The organism is Calothrix rhizosoleniae SC01 (assembly GCF_900185595.1).
Classification (GTDB): Bacteria; Cyanobacteriota; Cyanobacteriia; order Cyanobacteriales; family Nostocaceae; genus Calothrix_A; species Calothrix_A rhizosoleniae.
The window spans coordinates 1-24844 of sequence record NZ_FYBH01000059.1 but is presented as its reverse complement, the minus strand read 5'-3'; the positions used below and the strand labels follow the sequence as shown (position 1 = coordinate 24844).

19 protein-coding genes are annotated in these 24844 nt (G+C 38.9%); 12 read left to right on the top strand and 7 right to left on the bottom strand.

Annotation, left to right across the window (positions count from 1 at the left end; all coding sequences use genetic code 11):
- Positions 1 to 276 precede the first annotated feature (276 nt).
- Together CALSC_RS03460 and CALSC_RS03455 are read right to left on the bottom strand one after the other, a co-directional pair.
- Positions 277 to 882 carry a vWA domain-containing protein gene (locus tag CALSC_RS03460; protein WP_088240026.1) on the bottom strand — a complete coding sequence of 202 codons (606 nt, stop codon included), beginning with the start codon at positions 880 to 882 and terminating at the stop codon, positions 277 to 279.
- Between the two features lie 585 nt (positions 883 to 1467).
- Entirely contained in the window at positions 1468 to 2073 is a 606-nt protein-coding gene (locus CALSC_RS03455) for a vWA domain-containing protein (RefSeq protein ID WP_088240024.1), read from the bottom strand.
- A gap of 146 nt (positions 2074 to 2219) precedes the next feature.
- On the opposite strand from CALSC_RS03455, the gene CALSC_RS26230 reads away from it, so the two are divergent.
- Positions 2220 to 2366: a hypothetical protein gene (locus tag CALSC_RS26230; RefSeq protein ID WP_159460558.1), complete on the top strand. Its 147-nt coding sequence runs from the start codon at positions 2220 to 2222 to the stop codon at positions 2364 to 2366.
- A gap of 137 nt (positions 2367 to 2503) precedes the next feature.
- On the top strand, positions 2504 to 2746 hold the full coding sequence (locus tag CALSC_RS03450; protein WP_327331052.1) for a hypothetical protein: 243 nt from the start codon (positions 2504 to 2506) through the stop codon (positions 2744 to 2746).
- 534 nt (positions 2747 to 3280) lie between these two features.
- Here CALSC_RS03450 and ftsZ read toward each other — a convergent pair.
- Complete coding sequence (ftsZ, locus tag CALSC_RS03445; RefSeq protein WP_088240023.1) at positions 3281 to 4594, bottom strand: cell division protein FtsZ; 1314 nt, start codon at positions 4592 to 4594, stop codon at positions 3281 to 3283.
- Between the two features lie 1371 nt (positions 4595 to 5965).
- Complete coding sequence (locus CALSC_RS03440) at positions 5966 to 6814, bottom strand: cell division protein FtsQ/DivIB (protein ID WP_088240022.1); 849 nt, start codon at positions 6812 to 6814, stop codon at positions 5966 to 5968.
- 1056 nt (positions 6815 to 7870) lie between these two features.
- Between CALSC_RS03440 and CALSC_RS03435 the strand changes: the two genes are divergently transcribed.
- Positions 7871 to 9256 carry a P-loop NTPase fold protein gene (locus CALSC_RS03435; protein WP_088240021.1) on the top strand — a complete coding sequence of 462 codons (1386 nt, stop codon included), beginning with the start codon at positions 7871 to 7873 and terminating at the stop codon, positions 9254 to 9256.
- A gap of 36 nt (positions 9257 to 9292) precedes the next feature.
- Positions 9293 to 14293, top strand: coding sequence for a WD40 domain-containing protein (locus CALSC_RS03430; protein WP_088240020.1), 5001 nt, complete (start codon positions 9293 to 9295; stop codon positions 14291 to 14293).
- 146 nt (positions 14294 to 14439) lie between these two features.
- Here the strand turns inward: CALSC_RS03430 and CALSC_RS03425 are convergent, their stop codons facing one another.
- Complete coding sequence (locus tag CALSC_RS03425) at positions 14440 to 14787, bottom strand: hypothetical protein (protein ID WP_088240019.1); 348 nt, start codon at positions 14785 to 14787, stop codon at positions 14440 to 14442.
- Between the two features lie 774 nt (positions 14788 to 15561).
- Between CALSC_RS03425 and psbO the strand changes: the two genes are divergently transcribed.
- The 7 genes from psbO to CALSC_RS03395 all read left to right on the top strand — a co-directional run bounded on the left by psbO (position 15562) and on the right by CALSC_RS03395 (position 20043).
- Positions 15562 to 16407, top strand: a complete 846-nt coding sequence (gene psbO / locus CALSC_RS03420; protein WP_088240018.1) for a photosystem II manganese-stabilizing polypeptide — start codon at positions 15562 to 15564, stop codon at positions 16405 to 16407.
- A gap of 462 nt (positions 16408 to 16869) precedes the next feature.
- Positions 16870 to 17646, top strand: coding sequence for an RNA polymerase sigma factor SigF (locus tag CALSC_RS03415; RefSeq protein ID WP_088240017.1), 777 nt, complete (start codon positions 16870 to 16872; stop codon positions 17644 to 17646).
- A gap of 163 nt (positions 17647 to 17809) precedes the next feature.
- Complete coding sequence (locus tag CALSC_RS03410; protein ID WP_088240016.1) at positions 17810 to 18181, top strand: hypothetical protein; 372 nt, start codon at positions 17810 to 17812, stop codon at positions 18179 to 18181.
- Positions 18169 to 18630, top strand: coding sequence for a hypothetical protein (locus tag CALSC_RS03405; protein WP_235006669.1), 462 nt, complete (start codon positions 18169 to 18171; stop codon positions 18628 to 18630). The genes CALSC_RS03410 and CALSC_RS03405 overlap by 13 nt, the downstream gene beginning before the upstream one ends.
- 35 nt (positions 18631 to 18665) lie before the next feature.
- The gene (locus CALSC_RS03400) at positions 18666 to 18899 is read left to right on the top strand and encodes a hypothetical protein (RefSeq protein WP_088240015.1); all 234 of its coding nucleotides are present in this window, start codon (positions 18666 to 18668) and stop codon (positions 18897 to 18899) included.
- A 16-nt stretch (positions 18900 to 18915) separates the two neighbouring features.
- Positions 18916 to 19131 (top strand): hypothetical protein, encoded by a 216-nt coding sequence (locus tag CALSC_RS25735; RefSeq protein ID WP_143288136.1) that lies wholly within the window; start codon positions 18916 to 18918, stop codon positions 19129 to 19131.
- A 216-nt stretch (positions 19132 to 19347) separates the two neighbouring features.
- On the top strand, positions 19348 to 20043 hold the full coding sequence (locus tag CALSC_RS03395) for an HAD family hydrolase (RefSeq protein ID WP_088240014.1): 696 nt from the start codon (positions 19348 to 19350) through the stop codon (positions 20041 to 20043).
- 71 nt (positions 20044 to 20114) lie between these two features.
- On the opposite strand, the gene CALSC_RS03390 is transcribed toward CALSC_RS03395, so the two are convergent.
- Positions 20115 to 20741: a CPP1-like family protein gene (locus CALSC_RS03390; protein WP_088240013.1), complete on the bottom strand. Its 627-nt coding sequence runs from the start codon at positions 20739 to 20741 to the stop codon at positions 20115 to 20117.
- Positions 20742 to 21426: 685 nt separating this feature from the next.
- Between CALSC_RS03390 and CALSC_RS03385 the strand changes: the two genes are divergently transcribed.
- Positions 21427 to 22143 (top strand): response regulator transcription factor, encoded by a 717-nt coding sequence (locus CALSC_RS03385; RefSeq protein ID WP_088240012.1) that lies wholly within the window; start codon positions 21427 to 21429, stop codon positions 22141 to 22143.
- Between the two features lie 481 nt (positions 22144 to 22624).
- Here the strand turns inward: CALSC_RS03385 and nblS are convergent, their stop codons facing one another.
- Positions 22625 to 24583: a two-component system sensor histidine kinase NblS gene (nblS, locus tag CALSC_RS03380; protein WP_088240011.1), complete on the bottom strand. Its 1959-nt coding sequence runs from the start codon at positions 24581 to 24583 to the stop codon at positions 22625 to 22627.
- Positions 24584 to 24844 lie beyond the last annotated feature (261 nt).

Below are 24844 nucleotides of genomic sequence, written 5' to 3'. Positions count from 1 at the left end.
CCTAATTTCCTTGCACGCCCCTCCCCAATAAAATAGCCTCAAAGCATTGATAAATCAATATTTTTCAGTTATTCAGCAGACCCTAAATAATCAGGGTTTTAGCGTTTGATTTAGATTGTGAGCCCAAGGAAGCGTATTAATTTTTTCTCCAAATGCCACCAAAAAAACCTGATTGACTCCAAATCCCTATCCTCACGTTATTTATCAATTTCTCTAACTTCACAAAAAATGGGCGAACCGTGAGTTAACAATTACAGGTATAGTTAATTAAATTGCTTAATCAATAAGTGCATTCATCAAAACATCTACAAGGCTCATCTCTTCTATCTGATCTAGAGTTACTGTATCGCAAATATCAAACTTTGCACCAATGGTTGGCAACAAGTCATCCAAGGCAGTAAAGAATTTAGTGACATTGGGATCGGAGCCAACTTGAATCAGAGAAATACCTAACTCTTCAGGTCGATCAATACGCTGAGTTGCATTAATTATCGTTTCAATTACCGCTTGGCGATCGCATGGTTCACCATCAGTGACAACTAGAATGATTTCTCCATTCTTCTTGGTTTTACCTTCTACCTTACGTTGAAAGTAATTATTAATTGTGTTTTGTAATACACCTGCTAAATTAGTTGTACCGCCAGGTTGATGTTCTGCAAATACCTGCTTTACTTTCGCTGATGTCACATGATCATACCTTTGAAATGTATTAGAAAATACATAAACGGTAATACCATCATGATCGAAATATTCACACTTACTAGCTAAAGCAAATGTAGACTCTTGTAGTATTTCCCATCTAGTTCTACCATTTTTTTGCTCTGTGGTAGCCATACTACCACTTTTGTCAATAATTAAGGTGTAGTCCCGATCTTCTAACAACATCCTCTAGCCCTCAATCTATCAATCATGATATCCTAGTTATTTTTAACTATTTTTTTTGATTTTAGTTATATATATAACAAATATTGTTTAGATGGCTAGGGAGGAAATGATGGTATTACGCGCAAGTCAGGAAGAGGCAGGGGAGCGGGGAGCAAGGGAGAAACCCCATATATACCCCCATATATAAATAAATATAGAGAGCAGTGCGGTTTTGTGGGTTTCCCACCAAGAGCAACTTCGGAGGGCTTGAAACCAAGTTTTCGCTACGCTCCACGGCAGGGGAAAACGGCATTCCCCCAATAAGACTGAACCTTTTCCCCCTGCTTCTTCTGGTCAACCGTTAACAGTCAACCATTAAAAATTCTTGAGGGATATTTTCTGGAGTTCTCTGAGTTTTCTGACAAAACCTTTTGGGACTGACTCATACCATTTCTCTAAATCCTGGCTACAGATAATTCTTCCCCTGCTCCCCTTCGGGTTGCGCCACTTGCTACAACGCGCTTAGCCCGAGCAACGCAGTGGCTTACCTGCTCCCTACCTCCCCCTGCTGTCCATGTATAGTTTTATTTTGGAAAATTGGTATCAGTCGCTTACTGCATTATTTAAAACTTCTACCAAACTCATATCTTCCATGTCATCCAGAGTTATAGTGTCGCAAATATCAAACTTGGCACCAACTCCTTCCATTTTATCGTCCAAAGCCTTGAGAAAATTGGTAGCTTCTGGATCAGAACCAACTTGAATGAGAGAGATTCCCAATTCTTCATCCCGTTCCATTTGTCTGGAAGCATCAATAATTACCTTAAATACGGCTTTGCGATCATTTGGCTCTCCATCAGTAATGACCAAAATCGTTTCTCCGTTGGGTTTAGTTTGACCATTTGCTTTGCGCTGGAAGTAATTATTAGTTGCGTCTTCGAGCACACCAGCTAAATTTGTAGTTCCAGAAGGGTCATTTTCGAGAAAAATTTGTGCAACCTTAGCGGAAGTTACCTCATCATAGCGTTTAAATCTACCGGAAAATACATAGACAGTGATACCATCAGGATCAAATTTTTCACATTTTCTCGCCAGAGCAAGGGTAGATTCTTGTGCTATTTCCCATCTACTTTTACCACCAACTTGGTCAGGGGTGGACATACTGCCACTTTTATCAATAATTAATGTATAGTCGCGATCGCTAGTCATGATAGTCCTTTAAATTTTTTTATCCTGCGATTTTACCAAGAAACTGGGTTTAAAGCCTTGCCAAATCAACTATAATGATCTTGTCTTAGTAATGATATTGCCTCAGTTGCAGTTTTTTATGTGGTAAAAGCTAGGAGGTAGTCCTGATGAAAAAATTTTCCCCATCAAGTATGAAAATAACTCTTCCCTATCCCCTAACCCCTATTTTCAAGTTAGATGAGGTACGTGGAAATACTATCATCACACCAATACTGGATTGTCAACTAGCCAATCAGAATCTTCCTATAGCTTAAAGCTAAGTATTTTTTAATTAAAAATTATGTAAATATCCTTTTGTATAAACCAAAATTTATTTATTTCATCAGTATAATTGAGTATATAATCCATAATTTTCCTTACTCTATCAATAAATTATATTTTTTTATAAACAGTGATAAATACTTTTTTACCAGAACGAACTCAACAAGAAAATATGACTTATGAGGCAAAAGTAGAAGCATATGCTCTACCGCTCATGCCTTTAAGAGAAAGAGATTGGGAAGTTTTATTACAACTATTTGACAGAGAAGATAGTGAGGAAATTGCAGATAATATTAACAGTAAATTGTTGATGATGATGCCAGAACCATGCTGGGGAGAGGAGCAATTTGATTTTCTGTATGAGTATATTTAAATTGTTAGTATTACGGACAAGTAATTAAATAATAAGTGAACCATTGCGGTGGATGGTAAGACATTGCAGTGGACGAGTTCCCCGGTATAAAGCAACTGCCGTAAAATGGCTTGACGCAGCCTCTCCGTTCGGCTTTGCCGTGCCCGAATGACTTCGGAGATACTCCAAGTTCATAAGTTTACTGCTTCAACAATATCCGCACTCTAATTGCGTAGCGCTATATATAAATAACCTGTAAGCAAAAATAATCGCCACAGTAATAATTAAGCCTGTATCTAGCAGGCTCAGACTTATTATTGAAACGTCAATTCGGATTAAGGAGCTTTATTCACCATTATCAGGCTGAAGCGACCCAAACACATTGACGGATACTAGGATTAATCAACCCCTATAACCAGGGTTCCATCTTAATTTGGAACTCAGGTTATTGACAGAGTAACACAGCAAAATTAGTGGATTTATGACAATAAGGTACTTCTTGTAACTATTTTGTAGATACAAGAAAATGTCTGTAAATTACAGCAAACTGAAATATTAATTGCGTGGAGTCCGTCTTCTTTGGAGAAAATCAGGAATATCCAGGGCAGGTTTACCCTTCGGTTCTGTAACTGGTTTAGGAGAATTGTTGGTAGGCTGTGACTGTTTTTGGGGCTGGGTTTGTGACTGGGCTCCTTTTCTTCTAGAGGACGCTGGAGTCACTCGGTTATTGGCAGTATTTTGTTGCTGTGGGCTAGGAATTTCCCCAGTAAATCCCGTTGCAATTACCGTAATTCTCACTTCCCCTTGTAAGCGATCATCAATGACTGCTCCAAAAATAATATTGGCATTGGGATCTACTACTTCATAAATTGCCTCTGCTGCGGAGTTTACCTCATGCAAAGTCAAGTCACTACCACCAGTAATATTAAATACAACTCCTCTTGCTCCTTCAATTGAGCATTCAAGTAAGGGAGAAGAAATTGCCGCCACTGCTGCTTCCCTAGCTCTTGATTTTCCAGAACTAACACCAATTCCCATCAACGCCGATCCTGCATCTGCCATTACTGCTCGCACATCAGCAAAATCAACATTTACCAATCCAGGAATCGTAATAATATCAGAGATACCCTGTACCCCTTGACGCAGAACATCATCTGCATAACGAAATGCTTCTTGTACTGGAGTTTGTTCGGGGATCACTTCCAACAATTTATTATTGGGGATAATAATCAGTGTATCTACCCGACTTTTCAAACCTTCAATACCCTGCTCGGCTTGATTAGTGCGACGACGACCTTCAAATACAAATGGGCGAGTCACCACACCCACCGTTAGTGCTCCCATTTCTTTAGCTACCTCTGCCACAATTGGAGCCGCTCCGGTACCAGTACCTCCCCCCATTCCAGCAGTAATGAAAACTAAATCAGCCCCTTCTAAAGCAGCCGCGATTTCATCCCGTGACTCCTCGGCTGCTTTTTGACCAATGGCAGGGTTTCCTCCGGCTCCTAGACCTCTAGTTAGCTTTTGTCCAATTTGTAATCGGCTGGGAGATGAGGCTAAGGTCAAAGCCTGAGCATCAGTATTAATCGTCCAAAATTCTACTCCATTTACATCAGAGACGATCATGCGGTTGACCGCATTACCGCCGCCACCACCGACACCAATCACCTTAATATTGGCAACTCGACCAGGAATAATGTCACTAATTTGCGGATCTTCATTGGGAATTTTCTGGCTATCGCGATCTTGCCCTAAACTTAATCCAGAATGGTTAAAGGGATTACTATTGTTGACTGCTAACGAAAATCCTGGCTGTCCAGGATGTTGAGAATTTTCATAGCTCAATTCTTGGTTATTATCAAGTGTCATTGGATTTACAAAGGTGGATAAACGACTTTTTTTCGGTGTGTTTAACTTAAGATGCAACTATAGTTTGAGGTTGCCACAATAATATGGCTCGGTTATTGATGTTTCTTGCTACTTTGTACCTAAATTGGTATTAGTAATTTGCAAGCTGACTATATTACAGATGTGAACAGTACACCTATTTACATAGCTAAGTTCTAGAGAAGTATACCTATATTTACCTAAAATTGACTTGTATAACAGCAAGCAGCTCGGAAAAAATTGTCTATTGTTTTGATGTTAATACTATTGAACCCTGTATTACTCCCAAATAATGTTTATAGTTAGTTGCCCTTTGATACAGAATTGAGGCATGTCACTTATTTTACAATTGATAGGATTATTAGAATAACTTTGTCTTTTTTCGTATTCAACTGTAAGTACTGGTATAAATTAACAACATAATTAATTTTTTTTATCAGTGTGAGCATTGCCAGATAATCTGTCAAAAACTACTTGTTTTTTGCATATCTAGCTGTGTTTGTCAATTGTCTGCTTCCTAATCATTTGCATAGTTTTGTAATTGTTAGAGATACTACTGAACCGCTCCTCCTGACCATCATCCCACGGGGAACAATATGTATTAGAAAGGGGTAATTAACTTGAAGTAAACTATATTACGACTATCTATGGGTAAATAATGGCTGCATAGAATATCTTTAAACTAAATTTAATTAACAAATATTATCAAAACTCCTAGAGTATTATGGAATTGGATAATAACATGATTTAGAGGCTATCTTCAGCAATATAGGGCAATACTGAAGAAAGTAGGCATATATTTTTCAGGCAATTTCCCCTAGACAATATTTTCTTCATAATTAAGTAAGTAGTTAAACATAATTAATTACACAATGTCATTGCGAATGTAACGAAGTGAAACGAAGCAGTCGCAAGGGTTAGGATTATTTCGCGTAGTTTGTAATAATGGTAAATATTTTTGTTTGATTACTTATGTATAGCCCTGCGGGCATTAAAGAAAAGCGCAGCTTGACGGGAAGCGTCATAAATCACATATTCCTCCTCAGTACTATTGACCAAGCCTTTTCGGGGGGGTGTGGTGTGTAGGGTGTCGGGGAAGAATTAGCACCGAAATCTGGATGCAAGTCCCTTATTTTAAGTACGGGGTTCCCCATACCCTATACCTTGTTCATTCCCTACTCCCATTTTTCAAACAGCTAACCATAATACAAGAAAAAAGAGACAAGAACTTCTCTCTAGGGGAGAGGTTTTACAGGTATTCTTAGTTATTTTAAATAGAAGCGGGCAATATTTTTTATTTGGTTAGATGAAAAGGCAAGTATCTTAAATTAATCTCAAGAATAAATATAAGACTTATTTATTGGTCTTTTGTTTTTTCTCATCAATAGTCTGTTTTTGCACATTCATTTGTACTATTGGTGACCGAGGATTCTTTAAGTCAATATAATCAATTCCTTGAGAAGGAACTTTTCCAGATAATTCTCGTAATCGAGGGAGAAGTTTTATTTGTTCTGACAATTGCTCACTGGGTGCGCCAAGATGGACTTCACCTAATTCTGTTTTGAGGATTAGGTTTGTTCGATCCTGGAAATTAATTTCTGTGATTTTAATCTGGCTTTGTTGAATTAATGGATAAATTTGCTTCCAGAAGGGACGATATTTTTTGGGGAATCCAATAATTTTCAGCTTAGGTAATTGTAGGTGGGGATTGCGTGATGTGTATTGTTTGAGGGGAATCCACAAGCCAGTTGCATCTAGTAAACCAACTGATGCTTTCTGTTTTTTTGTCCCAGATGGCTGAGGTAATTGAGCAAGAGCGACTGGAGTTCTTTCTGTAATTTGTACTTTTAAACCCGGAGGAAAGAGACGACGACTGACTTTTGCATGGGTAATAATTGGTTGTTTCTGTAGGGATTGAGCTATTTGGGAGGGTTTCACCCTCAGTAGAAATTGAGGATAGGGTAAAGATATTAGAGACTGGATAGATTCATCAGAAAAGATTTTGTTCCCAGATATGGCAATATCTTTAGATGTCTTCAGTACCCACATTGGCTGAATTGCAATCCATAATAACCCTCCTGCCAAGCTAGTAACAGCAAAGGTACGCCAAACAGACTGAAAGATTTTGATTTGTTGCCGCCGACGTAAATTTTTTCGACGTTGGGCTAACTCTGTGCGGGAAACTGATAACATCCCAGCCATGTAAACCTCTTCGTGTTTTCAGTTCAAATTAATGGGTCATTTTACAAACAGCCATCGCTGTGGAGAGTGCTAATTTGCTCCTTTGTAGGCTAGTAGTAATACTTTAGCGCAACAATACGCAAATTGTACTTATTAGATCATATTTTATGCCACCCAAGTAGGTGAATGAAAAAATTTACACATATATAAACGGGGTGTAGGGGAAAAGTCGGATCTACTAAATCACTAAATTGTAATATAGCTTTTTGTGGGTAATGTCATCGGTATAAGCACTAAGTTTCCGTTTGCCAAACCCAGGAAAATTTTCCACAGATTAACCCACTTATATGGGATAAACACGAGGATTATCCCCATTGCTCTGGATGAAAACCGTCAGGAATAGGTAGAGGAAAAACCCCATACATGAATGTAGAGAGCAGCACGCAGAAAGAGGGTCTCTCCCATGAACGACTGCATCAAGAAAGGAATGATTGCGAAAGAGTGCTGATACATCGCGGCACAATTATCTCTAATTTTTCCACAAATAAATTTGGGGGCTTGTATCCTTTTCTTTTTCGGTCAAACTCAGATTAATTTATCCGTACTTTCTCGGTTGCAATAAAAAAAACTCCTATCAAGTCGCATTTTCTATATCTATAAAGTATCCTTTTAAACATAATTGTTAGATTAATAATGACAAATACTAAAATTCAAAGATATTCCCTTAGGCAGTTGACAAAATACAAAATAATTGCTTTAATTCCTGGTTAATTGGTGATGACAATAAAATTTTCTGGATGACTGGGCAAATAATTTAGCAATACTTACTGTATGGAACCAATATATAGAAGTAATTTCGCCGGTTAAAATTTTAAATGTCAATCGAAAAATTAGATGTATGGAGTCCTAGCAAGAGAGAAATATCTAGCTCTATTGATACGCACAACTTGAGGTTCAATATTTCAGGGATGAGTCAGAAATCACTTAGTTAATAAAGTAACAAAACAAAAATAAACTACTTAATTTCTTCAGTACTCAGAACATTTGTATATAGAATACAAATTTATTTGCATCTACATGAAAACAACACTGAATTTGTCACGCTTTTTTAAAGCCTGTAATCCCAGTAAAACTCTGGTGATGGGTGACGTTAATGATCGGCAGTACTATATCGATTTTGCTGATGTCCGTGGCTGCAAGATAGTGGAAGAATTGCAACGTACCATAACCCGGATTTCTCCAGATGAACCGACTTGCCAACTGTTCACAGGTCATATTGGTTGTGGTAAATCCACTGAATTGCAACGTCTGAAGTCGGAATTAGAATTGGCTGGATTTCATGTGGTTTATTTTGAATCTAGCCAAGATTTAGACATGGCGGATATTGACATTAGCGATATTCTGCTGAGTGTGGCTCGTCAGGTAAGTATCAGCTTAGAAGAAATAGGTATTAATCTGAGACCTGGTTATTTCGTCAATCTCTTTCAAGAAATTGGTGAAGTCTTGCAAATGCCGATTACTGACTTTGAGTTATCTATGGGTATTGCCAAAATTGGTTCTAAAGCCAAGGATAGTCCTCAAATGCGCCATCAATTGCGGCAATACTTAGAACCACGTACAAATAGTATTTTGCAAGCAATTAATGAAGAGGTACTAGAAAAAGCAGTTGAACTCTTAAAAAAACGGGGTCAAAAAGGGCTAGTAGTTATCATTGATAATTTAGATCGGGTGGATATGCGTCCCCTAGCCTCCGGGCGATCGCAACCTGAATATTTATTTATCGACCGTGGGGAGCAGTTACGTAGACTGAAGTGTCACCTGGTATATACAATTCCCCTGGCTCTAATTTTTTCCAAAGAGTACGCAGCCCTGAAAAATCGCTTGGGAGGAGGTATTGCTCCCAAGGTATTACCAATGGTGCAAGTGCGACAAAGAAACAGCAGGGATCACGAACCAGGAATTTCTCTATTGCGCCAATTGCTGCTGACTAGAGCCTTCCCCGAAGTTAGTCCCCATGAGAGATTGAAATTGATCCCAGAGTTATTCGATCATCAGGAGACTTTAGATCGTTTATGTCGAATTAGTGGTGGTCATATTCGTAACCTCTTAGGATTACTGTATAGCTGTTTACAAAGACAAGATCCCCCATTTGAGAGAGATTGCTTAGAAGCAGTAATTAAAGACTATCGTGACGACTTACTGTTAGCAATTAATCAGGAAGAGTGGGAATTGCTCTATGAAGTAGTCCACCATCAAAGCTTGAAAGGGGAAGCCGAATATCAAAGATTGTTGCGGAGCATGTTTGTCTTTGAATATCGCGATCGCAAGGGTAGATGGTTTGGCATTAGTCCAGTCTTAGCAGAAACAGAAAAAGTTATTTCTTGGCGGCAACATAATTTATCGGAGAAAGCCTTAACTGATTCTCTGGCGAACCACCCCATCGCCAAAACTTATATTTTTTAGAATCCAATTTTCGTTGATGTAGGCAGATTTTAAGTTATGACGGATCGAAAACTAACGACAGCAAGCGTTGTTACCAATAATCAGCGTTCATTGCAAAGGTTAATTCGAGCGATCGAACTTTCCAAAGGTCAATTTGCCTTGATTCTCATCCGTTGTAATTATCGGCACTTGCGCGAGAGGATGTTGGAAAATCTTCGTGCCGTCACCAAAGGCTTATATTTACGAGAAATATTTCTGGAGCCATCCACTACAGTACTCCACACCACTATTATTAGAGAATTATATTTAGATCATCCTGCCGTCGCTACAGATTCTTTACCATCGGCAGTCACAGTACTTGGTTTAGATGCCAATTTATTTCTAGAGGATTTACTGACTGGGATTAACCAAGCACGAGATATTTATTCTGCGACTTTCCCTTTTCCGATCATATTGTGGCTTACAGACGAAGTTGCCACATCTTTATCTCGACTGGCTCCAGATTTTAAAAGTTGGGCAGCAACCACCATCAAATTTGAAATGGAGCAAGCAGAGTTAGTTGATTTAGTCCAACAACAAACAGAAAATCTTTTCTCCCAAATTTTAGCCGCAGGAGCCGACAAATTTTTATCTAATGCTGCCCTTGATTTAGCTCCTTCATCCCAACATCGGCGAGAAATTGAGTCAGCACGCAACGATTTATTACGACTTTATGGGGTTAAATTATCACCCAAATTAGAAGCCAGTTTGGAGGTTGTTTTAGGACGGGATGGCTATGGTAACGATGAGATTGATTCTGCTTTAACCCATTTCCACCGCAGCTTAGAAATTTGGCAGCAGGAAGTCCGTCAACAGGAAAATATTCCCGACCATCAGCAATTAAATTGTCCTATTGTTCGTAAGGCAATAGTACTATTTCATTTGGGTTTATGCTACCGACGCATGGCTGATTTACAACCAGGTAAAAGTCATACCCATTGGCACAAAGCCCTTTTGTGGTTTAAACAATGTGTGAGTGTTTTGCAAACAGTACATCAAACAGATTTGGTTGCCAAATTTATTGTGCCTGTCTGCGAAATGTTACAAAAACTGGAAATGTGGGATGAGTTAGCCCAAGTAGCTGAAGTTGCCAGGAAACTGCACCAAAAAAACCAGCAAAAAGCACAAATTGCCCAAGATTATGGATTTTTAGCTGCTGTTGCTGCTGCTAAGTCTGACTGGCTAAAAGTTTATGAATTAGCCAACACAGCTCTTTCTTTATCAGAAGCCACTTCAGGTGTTTCCCGACAACAGGAAAGTAGTTATCTTTTACTATTGGGACGCGCCCAACGCCATTTAGGGGAGTGGGAAGACGCGGTGAATAATTTAGAATGGGCGAGAGTGGTTTGTGAGTTACAGTATGAACCATCTCTGTATCTGGAAATTGTAGAGGAGTTAAGAAATCTCTATTTCTGTGAGCGCCATAATTATTTAGAAGCTTTTCGACTCAAACAAGAAAAAATTCAGATCGAACATCAGTATGGTTTTCGTGCCTTTATTGGCGCTAATCAATTACAGCCCCAAAGGTACAGAATTAATCCGGTATTACAAACACCAAATATATCCTTTATGCCTGAGGATGTGGCACAGGAAATTGCTACTTCTGGAAGGCAACAAGATGTAAGTCAATTAATCGAAAGAATTAGCCGTGCTGACTACAAACTGACAATTATTCATGGACCTTCTGGGGTAGGAAAAAGTTCTATTCTCAAAGCTGGTTTAGTACCTGCTTTAAAGCAAAAAGTTATTGGTGGGCGTATTCCTTTACCGATCCTTTTATCTGCCTATGGTGAATGGGTCGCAAACTTGGGGCGGAGCTTAAATCAAGCTTTGGCACAAACAGATTTAGCCATATCTTTAGAAATTTCACCTGAGATTATTCTGGAAAAGCTGCGATTATTAACAGACAATCATCACACCGTAGTTTTAGTATTTGACCAATTTGAAGAATTATTTTTTGTGATTAAAAATGAAACCCAGAGGCAGGAATTTTATGATTTATTTTGTGAATGTTTAAATATTCCTTATGTAAAAGTAATGGTTTCCCTGCGGGAAGATTATTTACATTATTTACTAGAAATTGAACGCTTAAGCATCAGTAAGAATAATGCTGATAGCAATCTCGGAGTCATTAACAAAAATATTTTAGATAAAGATATTCGCTACTATTTGGGTAATTTTTCAACTCTGGATGCCCAAAGAATTGTTCATAGTCTGACCCAAAGTTCTCATTTTGAATTGAGTGATGAATTAATTCAGCACTTAGTTGCAGATCTAGCCAATAGTAGTGGAGAAGTACGCCCCATTGAATTACAGATAGTAGGCGCTCAACTACAAACAGAAAACATCACCACATTCAACCAATATCAGCGTAGCGGTGGAGCCAAGAAACTTGTAGCTCGATGGTTGGAGGAAGTAATTAAAGATTGTGGAAGGGAAAATGAAGATGTAAGTTGGCAATTACTGTTTGAGTTAACTGATCGCAAAGGGACGCGACCCCTGAAAACTAAAGCAGAATTGGCATTAGCCATTATTACCAATCCCGATGCGGCGAATAAATGTAATTACTCATGGGAATTAATTTTAGAAATTTTAGTCGATTCTGGTTTAGTACTGCAAATGCGAGAAGTATCTGGCGATCGCTATCAATTAGTCCATGATTACCTGGTAGAACCGATCCGCCAGAAAAAAACTCACGGCATGGTCGCAGAATTAGAAAGGGTAAGACTGGAAAAAAGTCAAGCAGAAATTGCTCAAAAAGTTAGTCAAAATCAATTGACCAAGGTTTTGCAAAAGCGGCTAAAAGAAGCACGGATAGTGGGTATAGTTTTGGCAATGATGTCATCAGCGATCGCTGGTTTATGGTGGCAAGCTGATTTACAAAAAAGGGCTGCCATGCGCCAAAGTATACGAGCTACAAGTAGCGAAGGTAATTTGAAAGTTAGTGCGATCACAGCATCTTCAGAGGCTTTATTTGTCTCTCATAAGGAGTTTGATGCTTTATTAGAAAGTATACGTGCTTGGCGACAACTACAACAATCACAAAAGGTAGAACCAGAAACACGGATGCGGGTGGTTAGTGCCCTCAAACAGGCGGTGTATGGAGTCAAAGAAATCAACCGTTTAGAAGCACATAGTAAGGTTGTTTGGGGAGTTAGTTTTAGTCCTGACGGTCAATTAATTGCTTCTGGTAGTCGCGATCGGACGATCAAGATTTGGCGACCGGATGGGACTTTATTACAAACCCTCAATGGTCATCATGATGCGGTGACAAGTTTAAGTTTCAGCCCAGATTCCCAAACTTTAGCCTCTGCTAGTTTAGATAAAACCGTACAAATTTGGCGTAGGAGTCCCATAACGGGAGAATTTATTGCCCAGCCCCAAAGAACGTTAACAAAACATGGAGATTGGATTTATGGTGTCAGTTTCAGCCCAGATGGCAAATTATTGGCGACGGCTAATAAGGATGGCACAATTAACCTGTGGGATGTGAATGGCACCCTGATCAAAATTATCCACGGACATAAAGATTGGGTCAGTTGGGTTAGCTTTAGTCCTGATAGTCAATTATTGGCATCAGCTAGCGAAGACGGAACTGTGAAAATTTGGCGACGGGATGGTAGGTTTGTCACTGCTTTAGCAGCACACACAGGTGGTGCGACTACTGTTACTTTTAGTCCGGATAGTCAAACCCTAGCAACAGCGGGGCGGGATCAGATGGTAAAAATTTGGTCTAGAGAAAATAGTCACCCAGGTAAATTTGCCAGTTTTCGTCTCAACAAAACTTTCAAACCCAATACTAGTGTGATTTGGAGTCTCCAATTTAGTCCTGATGGTGAATATCTGACTTCTGGAGGTGATGACAACATAGTCCAGATGTGGAACGTTAATAATGGTGCTTTAGTCAAAACCTTAAGAGGACATAGTGGTGCGATCGCTAGTTTATCCTTTAGTCCAGATGGTCAACGATTAGCTTCAGCCAGTTATGACAAGAGTATTAAAATTTGGAGTTTAAAGTCTCCTCAACTACCTACTCTCCAAGGACATACAGATAAAGTTTTGAGTGTTAACTGGAGTCCAGATGGTAAATTTTTAGCTTCCGGTAGTGGGGATAAAACTATCAAACTTTGGCAGCGATATTTAGGTGATCATCAACAAGTGGCAACCAGGCTTTATAAAAGTTTGGTCGGACATGCAGATGGAGTTTCTAGTGTGAGTTTCTCCCCAGATGGTGAGATATTAGCATCTGCTAGCTACGATAAAACTATCAAAATATGGCGTAAGGATGGGCAAATACTCAAAACTTTACAAGGTCATAAAGATAGTATTCTCAGCGTTACTTTTAGCCCCGACGGTAGATTCATCGCATCAGCAAGTAAGGACAAAACCGTGAATATTTGGGACTTGCAGGGTAACTTAATTAGTAGTTTAATCGGACATGAAGATCGAGTAAATAATGTCAGTTTTAGCTTGGATGGTCGCATAATTGCCTCTGCCAGTGACGATCAAACAGTTAAGCTCTGGCGACAGGATGGAACTTTATTAAAAACTTTGTCCCCCCATAAAAGCTGGGTATTAGGTGTCAGCTTTAGTCCTACTGACCGTTTATTAGCTTCTGCTAGTTGGGATAATACTGTCAAACTTTGGAGTTGGGATGGCAAGCTATTAAAGACTTTGCTGAAGGGTTACAGTGATAGTGTTAATGCTGTGACTTTTAGTCCCAATGGAGAAATTTTGGCGGCGGCTAGTTGGGATAGGACAATTAAATTATGGAGTTTGCATGGCAAATTAATTAAAACTCTCAATGGTCATACCAGTCCAGTTTTGAGTATTAGTTTTAGCCCTGATGGTCAAACCTTAGCTTCTGCTAGTGGTGATAATAAGATTATTTTATGGAATTTGGATATTAACGATTTGTTAGGGCGTGGTTGTAGCTGGGTCAAGAATTATCTCCAGCATAACCACAATGTAGAACAGAAGGAACGCTTACTCTGTGATCAAATTCCAGGGAAAGGCTAGATTGGGGGAGAATAAGAGGCTGGGGAGCAGAAAGCAGGGAGTAAGGGAAAAGTAAGGGAAAAGGAATTCAAGCCCCTATCTACATTTACGCATGGGTTTCTCCCCTCTGCTCCCTGCCCCCTGCCCCTTGTCCTCTTCCTTGTCTCTTAGTTAGGTGGTTGATCGTTCACTAAGCCATTATCAGTATTTTTACTATAATCATCTGGTATTAAATTAATTAAAAATTTTTGCAATTTCATTCGTTCTATATAAGGCCATCCGCCTTCAGATTCAATATCTTTTAGGAGTGCATAAAGTGCTTGGCGGTTATTAGGTAAACTATTTTGAAAAGCACAATCGCGTATTTCTTTATGTAAATATTCTAACTGCCTCAATAAAGCCAACAGAGCGATCGCATCTCCTTGACAATCGTCGGCTGCGTTATATACCGCAGTCACTATCTCTTGTAATCGATGATTAAAACTCTCAGAATCAACTTTAATACCTTGGTTCATAGGATGTGATGTTAGCTAAAATTTAATCAAATTTATCGAAATTGTTTTATCTTATTTGTTTTCTCTGGAACTTAACCAAGGAAAAAACCCAATTAATGGTTAGACAATGACCAAGCCCCAACGGGGTGGGTGTAGAGTATAGCAAGACTTTCTTCTTTTCCCTACACCCTACACCCTATCCCCTACCCCTTGCCTTTACAGGTGTTGAGCGGAATTTTTGTGAAAAGTCAGACACTCTATTCCCTATCCCCCCGTTCATATATATCTAGTTTACATACCTGGATTACAAGTAGTAATTAACACATTTTTGCAATGGGTTTTTGCTTATTTATTCACTCTATAATCCTAGAGTGTGATCGCAAAATTATAGGTAAATACCAGACTACTTTGATTTTGAGCTAGAAAAAATCGTATGATCTGGCTGAATAACCCATAACATCATGGGACATATGTAGTGACAAGACATATACAACATATGATCTAAGATAAAAAGAAGACCCAATAAGAAAACTTGACCTCAAGCAGGTACTTATTACAGTTTCCTTTTTATAGGTAATCCCTAATAGAGTTGTGTGTTGCAGCGTACTTATCTACGCACCCAAATGTCACCAATAGTGAAACTGATGGTTTTACCCCTATTCAAGGGTGTATACACCAGAAACAACCTTTGCATAGCATGGTTATTCTAGAGGTAAAATTCTCACAAGAGATAAATACTGTAGTTCAGTTTTACAACTTAAATACTAATTTTTGAGATTGAGATTGAGGTTGACCATGAGGTTTCGTGCTCTAATTATTGCACTCGTTGCTGTATGTATCGGTTTTCTAACCGCTTGTAGTGCTTCTCCCGCAGATGACATTGCTAATTCTGAATTTCTAACCTATGAACAGATTAAAGGCAGTGGTTTAGCTAACAAATGCCCCCAATTATCAGAAATTAGTCGCGGTTCCATCCCTCTTGATGATAGTCAGTCCTACGTTATCAGGGATATGTGTTTAGAACCTACTAACTTCTTTGTGAAGGAAGAACCAGTAAATAAGCGACAAGAAGCAAAATTTGTTCCTGGGAGACTATTAAGTTTCTCAACTAAAGCTTACTCTTTGCTGAATATCGAAGGTCCTTTAAATATTAACGAAGACAAGAGTCTTACCTTTGAAGAGAAAGATGGACTGGACTTCCAAGCAATTACGGTTGGACTTCCTGGTGGTGAAAGTATTCCTTTCTTATTTACTATTAAAGGCTTAGTTGCTAAAACACAGTCCGATTTAACCAGTATTAATACTTCCACTGATTTTACAGGCTCCTTCCGAGTACCCTCCTATCGTGGTGCTACATTCCTCGACCCCAAAGGTCGTGGTTTGGCTACTGGTTATGACAATGCAGTAGCTCTTCCTGCTGAAGCTGATAACACCGAGTATTCCAGTGCTAATGTCAAGAAGTTTTCTGTGTTAGATGGCGAGATTTCTATGTCAGTTGCGAAGGTAGATAGTTCTACAGGTGAAATTGCCGGTACTTTTGAGAGCATACAACCCTCTGATACTGATTTAGGTGCTGATGAACCCGAAGATGTCAAAATTCGTGGTTTATTTTATGCCCGTATAGAACCATCTGACGCTTAAATCAAATTTGTATTGGATAGCGAATAAAATTTTTATTCCCCTTTCTGGCTGATTTCTACACCAGAAGGGGTTTTTCTTTTCATAAAATAAGCTGGATTTTTTTATAATTAAAACTTTTTGTTAAACTGCAATAATATAAAAAAATAAATATTAATGCCTTTCATTTGCAATTCATACCTGAACTTCATTATCCATTGCTCAAATTAAGTACAATTTCGGTTCTTACTTTAGTAACAACTTTTCTATCTTGTTCCTATGTAGTCAAGAAAAAACTACAGCAAATCCAAAATTATCTTCTTCACTCAATTTAATTGATTTGTCAAGTTAACTTTTGTTAGAGATCTGGCCACATATCATACAAGCCAAAATCTACAAAGGGTAGCTGGTTTTCCTGCGAGCATATACTCGCAAAATTATATTCAGAAGTGTTCTTTACCAATAAATTAATTAATACACGGTGCTATGCCAACCACAGTTACCAATGAACTGAAACATGAAATTTGGCAGTTGTTGCGAGAATATCAGGAATCTCGTACGGCAAACATTCGTAACCAATTAGTAAAACTTAATTTTGGACTGGTACGAAAAGAAGCTTACTATTGGATGAATCAATGCCATGAAAGCTATGATGACTTGCTGCAAGTAGGCTGTCTGGGGTTAATTCGGGCAATTGAAAAATTTGATATTACTAAAGGTCATGCCTTCAGTTCCTTTGCCATTCCCTACATTCGTGGTGAAATTCAACATTATTTACGAGATAAAGGTGTTACTGTACGTATCCCTCGACGTTGGTTAGCATTACAACAACAAGCAATAGGGGTTTCTCGTTCTTTACGAGAGAAATATAATCGTCAACCCACTGATCATGAATTAGCAACGGCTCTAGAGATTTCTCCAGCAGAATGGCAGGAAATAAAGTTAGCGTGGGCAAATCGCTCTCCTCTAAGCCTGGATGTACCGATTCAAGATGGTGAAGAAGGTTCTATCTGTTTAGGGGAAATAGTTCCGGATCCCCGTTACCGTAGTTTTCAACTTGCACAAGAGGATCGACTTCGACTCCAACAAGGACTTGTACAACTAGAACAACGTACCCGTGAAGTTTTAGAGTTTGTGTTTCTGCACGATTTAACACAAAAACAAGTTGCAGATCTTTTAGGTATTAGCGTGGTTACGGTTTCTCGCAGAGTCAAAAAGGGGGTGGACTCGTTGAAACACATCATGAGTTTGGCAGATGATTAATTGCAAAAATTACTTTCACTTGAATTTTATATGGTTGTAACTATATAAATTGCTAATCAATATAGAAAAAGTTAGGTTATAACAGAATCGGAACTCACCTTTGAAACAAATTTCATTCGGTAGATTTCAAAGCAAAATTTCCTATAGCTTTTGAGAACAGCTAATGGGCATATACAACAAATATTTCAAAATTACGTTAGTTGCTATTTTATCTTTGGTCATTGCTTCCTGTTCTTCAGACAGTGAGCAAAAATCTAGCAATCCTCCGGCATCAACTAGTACATCCCAAAATACTAAAAAAATACCTTCCCAAGGTTTTAAAAATCCGGTAGTTCCAAGTAAAAATGAATCATTAATAGCTGCTGCAACAGCATCTAATCTGATTGAAATTACCAATGCCAAAGAACGGGAAGCGGTGGTATCCAAAGGTCGCTCAGATCCGTTTGCCAAAATTGATGGGCAAGTAGTTCCCATTTTTGCTAATCGGACAAGAACAACCACTAAGAAAAAACAGTTCCGGTTTTGCCTAAGCTAATTATTCGCAATCAAAAACCTAGCAAAATAAGTAAAGCAACAAATAAAAAAGTTCTTAATTCGGCAACACAGAAGAAACCAAAATTAACTCCTGTATTACCAAAAGTCCTACCTCAGGTAGTTCCCAGCCCGAAATTGGTATCAGTATTACCACCACCACCGCAACCAACACTGGCTCAAGGTGTGTTTGTTTCAGGGGTGGTACTAATTGGCACAGAACCTCAAGCTATTATTAAAGTTCCAGATGAATCTACCAGCCGTTATGTAAGGGCGGGAGAAAGATTGGCAAATGGTGTATCCATTAAACGGATTGAAATGAATGAAGGTTCTGAACCTACGGTAATTTTTGAACAATTTGGGATTGAAGTTGCGAAAAGGGTAGGAGAAGGGAAGGCTGAATCTAAATCAACCGAAAAAGCTTCAATAAAAACGAATAATTCGTTAAGTTAGTATTACTCTAACAATCAACCAAATTTTTCATAAATATGGAGACAAGAGAAAAAATTGAATTGGCTAATCTACCTTTAGCTGTCTATCGAGAGATAGCAGCTCATTTAAGGCAATTAGAAGGGGTGGAGGTGGAATTAATCCCTCAATCATCCCCACAATTTGCTTACAAAAAAAGCCAAATTGCTGGTTTATGGGTTAATTATGCTGAAGATGTTGCTCCACAAATGGAACAGATTCTAGCTTACTATCGCGATCGCTATACTGGTTAAAAAAGCATTTCTCTCCGTGTCTCCCTTCGAGTTGTGCCAGTTGACGGCAGTTGACGGCAGTTGCTACAAGTCGGGGAATCCCTCCGGGTTGCGCCACTTGCTTTATGCCGGGAAACCCGTCCACCGCAATGGCTTACCACCCAACGCACTGCCTCCTTTATGCCTGGGAAACCAACCGTCCACATATCAGTCTCAATTACGAGGACGAGAGGCTAGTTGCACTCCTAGCTAAATCTGGAGCGCTTTTATCTGCCCTTGAGGTTTAAAGCTTAACGTCTAAATTCTTGGAGGGCAAATCTCCATCCAGGTTTATTTTGCTTTCTGTTCTCTGATACTTAAAGTTTTATGAAGAATAATTAATAATATATAATTATATTTATCAAATATTTAAAAGTGAAACACAATTGTAACTGAGCTAATCTGTTAATTAAATTTACATTACAAAAAAATGTTAAGAATAATTACAGATTTTGACGGCCCCATTATTGATGTATCTGAACGTTATTATCGCGTTTATCAAATTTGTTTAGAAAAAACCCGTAATCGGGAGCAAAGGGTTAAAAAATTAACAAAAGCAGAATTCTGGCGATTGAAGCGATCGCGCATTTCAGAAACGCAGATTGGAATTATTTCTGGATTAGATGCAGCTCAAGCCGAAACCTTTTCCCAAATGCGGCGACAAACCGTGCATACCCAACCCTACTTCCAATATGATTGTTTGGCATCGGGTGCGGTGGAAGCCGTGGCTCAAATTAAGCGGGCGGGTATAGATTTAGTCGTGATGACCATGCGCCGAGTTAGGGAGTTAAATTATGCTTTCAATCAGTATGATTTAGGTAGTTTTTTCCCAGATAATCGTCGTTATTGCTTGAGTAACGATTACATCAAAACCCGTGATGTAGAGGACAAACCATTGCTAATGTCACGGGCTTTAAACGAATTACCAGCAGCTTATGATACTTGGATGATTGGAGATACGGAAGCAGATATTGCAGCAGCAAAAAGACATGGAATCAAAGTAATTGCTGTGGAATGTGGTATCCGCGATCGCTCAAAATTAGAATTCGAGCAACCCGACTTAATTGTGCGAGATTTTAGTTCAGCTGTGAACCTAATTCAAGAATATTCATTACAGACAGTGTAATAAGTGGTTAATGGGTGATGCCCAATCAACCACCCATTAACCACACCCGTACATAATCAATAATTAATTTATCAACGTAAAAAGCTACTAACCAGCCATAACAAAATAAAACTAACTACTGTAGAAAACTGATTTGGTTGTAAGTTTAGAGATATTAACTGGGGAGAAAGCCAACTAGCAACTATTCCTCCACCAACTAAACCAACGATAAGAGTCAGCAAAGTTAATAAAACAGATCTGCCAAACTTGCCTTCTTTAACATTAAGAAAGTAAACACTGACTCCTACACCAACAATCAATACCAGCTGTAGCATTGAGTCACCTCCAGCCGGATAAAACACACTAATAGCACTTAAGCCTAAAAACCATGCTCCAGGCAGCAGTATATCCGTAGTTGAAGGTTGGGTCAGTATGTTTTGTAGCCATGCAGGGGACTGTTCGCGTGGGGTTGATGTTTCTTTCGGCAACGCTTGAACTAGGCGTTCTGGAAAACGAATGCGTTCGGGCACTTTAATCTTACCTTCTTGGCGCATTCGTAGGCGTTCCATTAAAATTGCATCATAGGCAGCTTCAATCATTTCCAGATGCTTACCATTGTCACTGTGTTCTTCCAGTAGACGACTGCGAACATCTTGAATTTCATCGAAAGTAGCTTCTTCTGATACCCCAAGTGTTTCGTAGGGATTTTGATCGCTCATGGGAGTTTATTACTTCTGCCTCTATCGTCGGCAATCTTTGATCTTTGCAGAAAAAACAAATTAATGTTTTAATTGGCTCGAAAGCTAATATTCCGTCAGATTTTGACACCCTAATGGGATAGTAGCACGGATTAAATTGACCAAAATAGTAATTTTAACTATAGTCACTTTAACATATTGTTATAACTCAGTGTATATCCTCATGTCGTTGACTAGCTAGAGCTTTACTCTAGAATTTGAGTAAAAAAAATTTTCATAGGTCTTTAAATTTATGAAAAAGTTAGCTTTTTGTTTCCTATTTGGCAATTTACACTACCTTGATTACGAAATAATTCCTTTATCCTGTCAGTAAATTGTGCCATCAAGTCGCATATAGATTTAAAATTGAATGGTTTTCCACAGTAATATAACTGAACTCGTTAAGTAACTTAGCTTACTCCAATGATGTTTGGTAACTAATGTACCTATCATAATAGGGAAACAAAATTAAATAAGTGCAGGAACCACAATGCACTACAGGATCCATTTATGTACATCAGGCTGTTATCCGAATTAAGCTATGATTCGGAGGTCAGAGAATGACGATTTTGCTCCTGTAGTTGATTAATTGTTTCCTCAATGGAAACAGTGGTTCATACTAAATCCGTCTGTTAATCCTAATGAATGTTTGTTTAAAGTGATAGTCATGGCTCCAGCCAAGATTCTTGTTGTTGATGACGACCCTGCGGTTCGGAATTTAATCCAACGCTTTTTGATGAAACAAAGCTACCAGGTGGAGGCTGCCGAAGATGGTAAGACTGCCTTAGCTTTATTTGAGCAGTTTAATCCAGATCTGGTTGTTCTTGATGTCAACTTACCAGATGTTATCGGTTTTAATTTATGTCAAGAGATGCAAAGTCGCAATGGGGTTTTTGTCCTCATGCTCACTAGCCGTGCTGATGAAGCTGATAAAATTCGTGGCTTTTCTAAAGGTGCGGATGATTACCTGACCAAGCCTTTTGGTTTGGGAGAGTTAGAAGTCAGAGTTGCCGCTATATTGCGTCGCCAGCGAGTTGTAACAACAGCAGAGCAAAAACGTCTGGTATTTGAAAAACTGATGATTGATCCAGTGCGCCGAGAAGTGACTTTAAATAGTCAGCCAATTTCTTTAACTGCACTTGAGTTTGATTTATTACATTTTTTAGCTAGCCATCCCGGTCGTGTGTGGCGACGAGCTGAACTGATCCAGGAAGTCTGGGATTATGAATATGTAGGTGACCAAAGAGTTGTTGATGTACATATTGGTCAAATTCGTAAGAAGATTGAAGCTGATGCTGCTCAACCTGCATTAATTCAGACTGTAAGGGGTGTTGGGTATAAGTTTGAATGCCCAGCTCAATCCCAACAGCTAGAAAAGGTTTAATAGTTTACAGTCAGTTGTCAATGATTAATTATTTTTATATTAATTATTTTGACTTCATGATTGTAATTATAGTAAATCTCAGGCATTTGTGGATAAATATTTTAAATCAGGCATTGTTGTAAAGAAGCTGATGTGTTTTCTAAGTGTGTGCATTACCGCTATATATAGCGCTACGCGCCAGTAACAAGTAATAAGTAATAAGTAATGACAACTTAGAACTAGACAAACCCGATGAAGCAAGAATCTCCCATCACACGCCCTAGGGTTGATGGTGAGAGTGTCAAGGTTGGATTTCATACTTAAAGCAATAAAATGTGTCTTTTAGCTGGGCTAAGAGCCACATTTGCTTTGGTAGATTGAGGTTATATTATTTTGGATTTTAGGTTTTGGATTGTGAATCTGTCGCAATCATTTTTCAAATTGGTCTTAGTTCAACAGAATGGAACTCTGAGAATTTTGAGGTAGAAGAAAGTTATTTAGTTCAATCTTTGGCTACAGAAAGCTCTCCATCATCTGTTGCTTCTAGTAATGTAGATGTATCTTGCTCGTCAAACACATTGAGATCAAACCAGAAGGTTGTACCAATCCCAACTTCACTGACTAAGTGAACTTTACTTTGGTGTTTTTCTTCAATGATATTCCTGACAATTGATAGCCCTAATCCAGTACCTTCCAAAGTATGAACTCGGTTTTCTACTCGGAAAAAGCGGGCAAAAATAGCTTGTTGGTCTTCTGAGCCAATACCAATACCAGTGTCGGATATTTCGACTCGGACTTGATGTTGTCTGTTAGGGAAGTTTGGTTGGGCAGCTAATTTATAAGCACGTAGAGCCACTTTACCACCAGCTCTAGTAAATTTGAGGGCATTCCCAACTAAATTCGCTAATACTTGCAGCAATAAATCATAATTACCGAACACTGGAGGTAATTCGGGAGCGATATCTTGTATCAGTTCAATACCTTTATCTTTGGCATTTAGTTGATATGTACGTAGAGTTTGCTCAATTGCTTGGGCTAAGTCTATCCCTTGTAAACTATAACTACGTCCAGATTCTAGTTTGGACAAGTCCAAAACATCATTAACTAAGCGTGTTAAGCGATCGGTTTCATGGTTAACTGTTTCTAAAAATTCTCGTCTTTCTTCTATACCTAAATCTTCTCCGTATTCATGTAATGTTTCGATAAAAGATTTGATATTAAACAGAGGGGTACGGAGTTCGTGGGAAACGTTACTGATAAATTGACTTTTGGCTTCGTTGAGTTCTACCTCGCGGGTAATATCTTGTACGGTAATGGCGATGCCTTTGATACTTTCTCTTTGTAAGTTCAAGACTGTAGTTAGAAGAATGCGAATAGCTTTATTTCTCGGCTCGTTGAGGAGGATGCGGAATTCTGCACTGTCACATTCTCCCGATGCCATTTCGTATAAGGGGCGAGTAATTTCTGTTTGGACTGCGGATGGTAAATGATGGAGAACATTTTTACCGACTATGTCAGATGTATTTTCCCAGCCAAAAAGTTTACTGGCGGTGGGGTTAACCAAAATCACCTGCATATTATTGTCAATCAATACCGCTCCATCGGCAATGGTAGACACTAGGGTTTCCAGTTTTGCTTTTTCGGCAGTTAATTCTTCGATATTTTGCTCTTCATAGCTTTCTAAACGCTCTGCCATTTCATTAAAGCTGAAAATTAATTCTCCTAATTCTCCGCCTAAGGGTAAGTCAATACGCTGTTTAAAATTGCCACTGGCAATTTGTTTGACTCCTCCCAATAGTTCTTTGATGGGTTTGGTAATAGTTAAAGCATTAATGACTCCTCCTAAAATTACCATTACCCAAATGGAGATGAAAACTGCGATGGTCACATCACGGGTAAAATTAGAGGAAATGACGGCTGTGGGGTTGGGATTAATACCAATTGCCAACACACCAAAATATTTTTGATTAACTACCAGGGGAACAAACACATCAGTTACTATGCCACCAGGACTCATGTGTTGACGCACCATAGGTTTACCCCCATGGGAGGCATAGTTAGCTGGTAGTTTAATTCGCCTTTCAATGGTTAGAGAGGTTTCCACTTCTGGATTGAGGAAAGGAATACCAAAAAATATTTTCCCTGTTTCATCGGCATAGAGCATGTAGCGGACGCTGGAGGTACTGCTGTAGAAGCGTCGAGAAAATTGAGCGACTTCAGTCAGATTATTCTCAGCAACCAGAGGTGTGACATTGGCAGCAAGGAGTAGTCCTAAATCGCTACCAAAGCGGGTATCGTTGAGGCGGGCATCCTGTTGAATGGTGTTTACCGCCCAAAAGGTCAAACCACTCATGACCAAAGATACTACTAATGTGGCGGCAGCTAAAAGTTTGGTCTGGAGAGTGAACTCAGACCACCAATTAGCGATCGCTTGTCGGATGGTTTTACAAATAGCCAGCATTTTAAAAAAGTTGTTAGTGGTTTTTGAGCAAAAATAAACCCCAACAACTAAAAAATTAACAGCAAATTCGACAAATGGGAAAGGAGTTGGAGTAAGGAAGAAGGAAAGAAGGAAGGAGGAAAGGAGTGAAAGAGGAAAGGAGTGAAAGAGGAAAGGAGTGAAAGAGGAAAGGAGTGAAAGAGGAAAGGAGTGAAAGAGGAAAGGAGTGAAAGAGGAAAGGAGTGAAGGAGGGAAGGAAGGAAAGAGGGAAAGAGTGAAGGA

Excerpts from the sequence above, each read along its gene's own strand:
- CALSC_RS03455 (WP_088240024.1), bottom strand. The coding sequence starts at position 2,073 with ATGACTAGCGATCGCGACTATACATTAATTATTGATAAAAGTGGCAGT.
- CALSC_RS26230 (WP_159460558.1), top strand. The coding sequence starts at position 2,220 with ATGAAAAAATTTTCCCCATCAAGTATGAAAATAACTCTTCCCTATCCC.
- ftsZ (WP_088240023.1), bottom strand. The coding sequence starts at position 4,594 with ATGACACTTGATAATAACCAAGAATTGAGCTATGAAAATTCTCAACAT.
- CALSC_RS03440 (WP_088240022.1), bottom strand. The coding sequence starts at position 6,814 with ATGGCTGGGATGTTATCAGTTTCCCGCACAGAGTTAGCCCAACGTCGA.
- CALSC_RS03435 (WP_088240021.1), top strand. The coding sequence starts at position 7,871 with ATGAAAACAACACTGAATTTGTCACGCTTTTTTAAAGCCTGTAATCCC.
- CALSC_RS03430 (WP_088240020.1), top strand. The coding sequence starts at position 9,293 with ATGACGGATCGAAAACTAACGACAGCAAGCGTTGTTACCAATAATCAG.
- CALSC_RS03425 (WP_088240019.1), bottom strand. The coding sequence starts at position 14,787 with ATGAACCAAGGTATTAAAGTTGATTCTGAGAGTTTTAATCATCGATTA.
- psbO (WP_088240018.1), top strand. The coding sequence starts at position 15,562 with ATGAGGTTTCGTGCTCTAATTATTGCACTCGTTGCTGTATGTATCGGT.
- CALSC_RS03415 (WP_088240017.1), top strand. The coding sequence starts at position 16,870 with ATGCCAACCACAGTTACCAATGAACTGAAACATGAAATTTGGCAGTTG.
- CALSC_RS03410 (WP_088240016.1), top strand. The coding sequence starts at position 17,810 with ATGGGCATATACAACAAATATTTCAAAATTACGTTAGTTGCTATTTTA.
- CALSC_RS03400 (WP_088240015.1), top strand. The coding sequence starts at position 18,666 with ATGGAGACAAGAGAAAAAATTGAATTGGCTAATCTACCTTTAGCTGTC.
- CALSC_RS03395 (WP_088240014.1), top strand. The coding sequence starts at position 19,348 with ATGTTAAGAATAATTACAGATTTTGACGGCCCCATTATTGATGTATCT.
- CALSC_RS03390 (WP_088240013.1), bottom strand. The coding sequence starts at position 20,741 with ATGAGCGATCAAAATCCCTACGAAACACTTGGGGTATCAGAAGAAGCT.
- CALSC_RS03385 (WP_088240012.1), top strand. The coding sequence starts at position 21,427 with ATGGCTCCAGCCAAGATTCTTGTTGTTGATGACGACCCTGCGGTTCGG.
- nblS (WP_088240011.1), bottom strand. The coding sequence starts at position 24,583 with ATGCTGGCTATTTGTAAAACCATCCGACAAGCGATCGCTAATTGGTGG.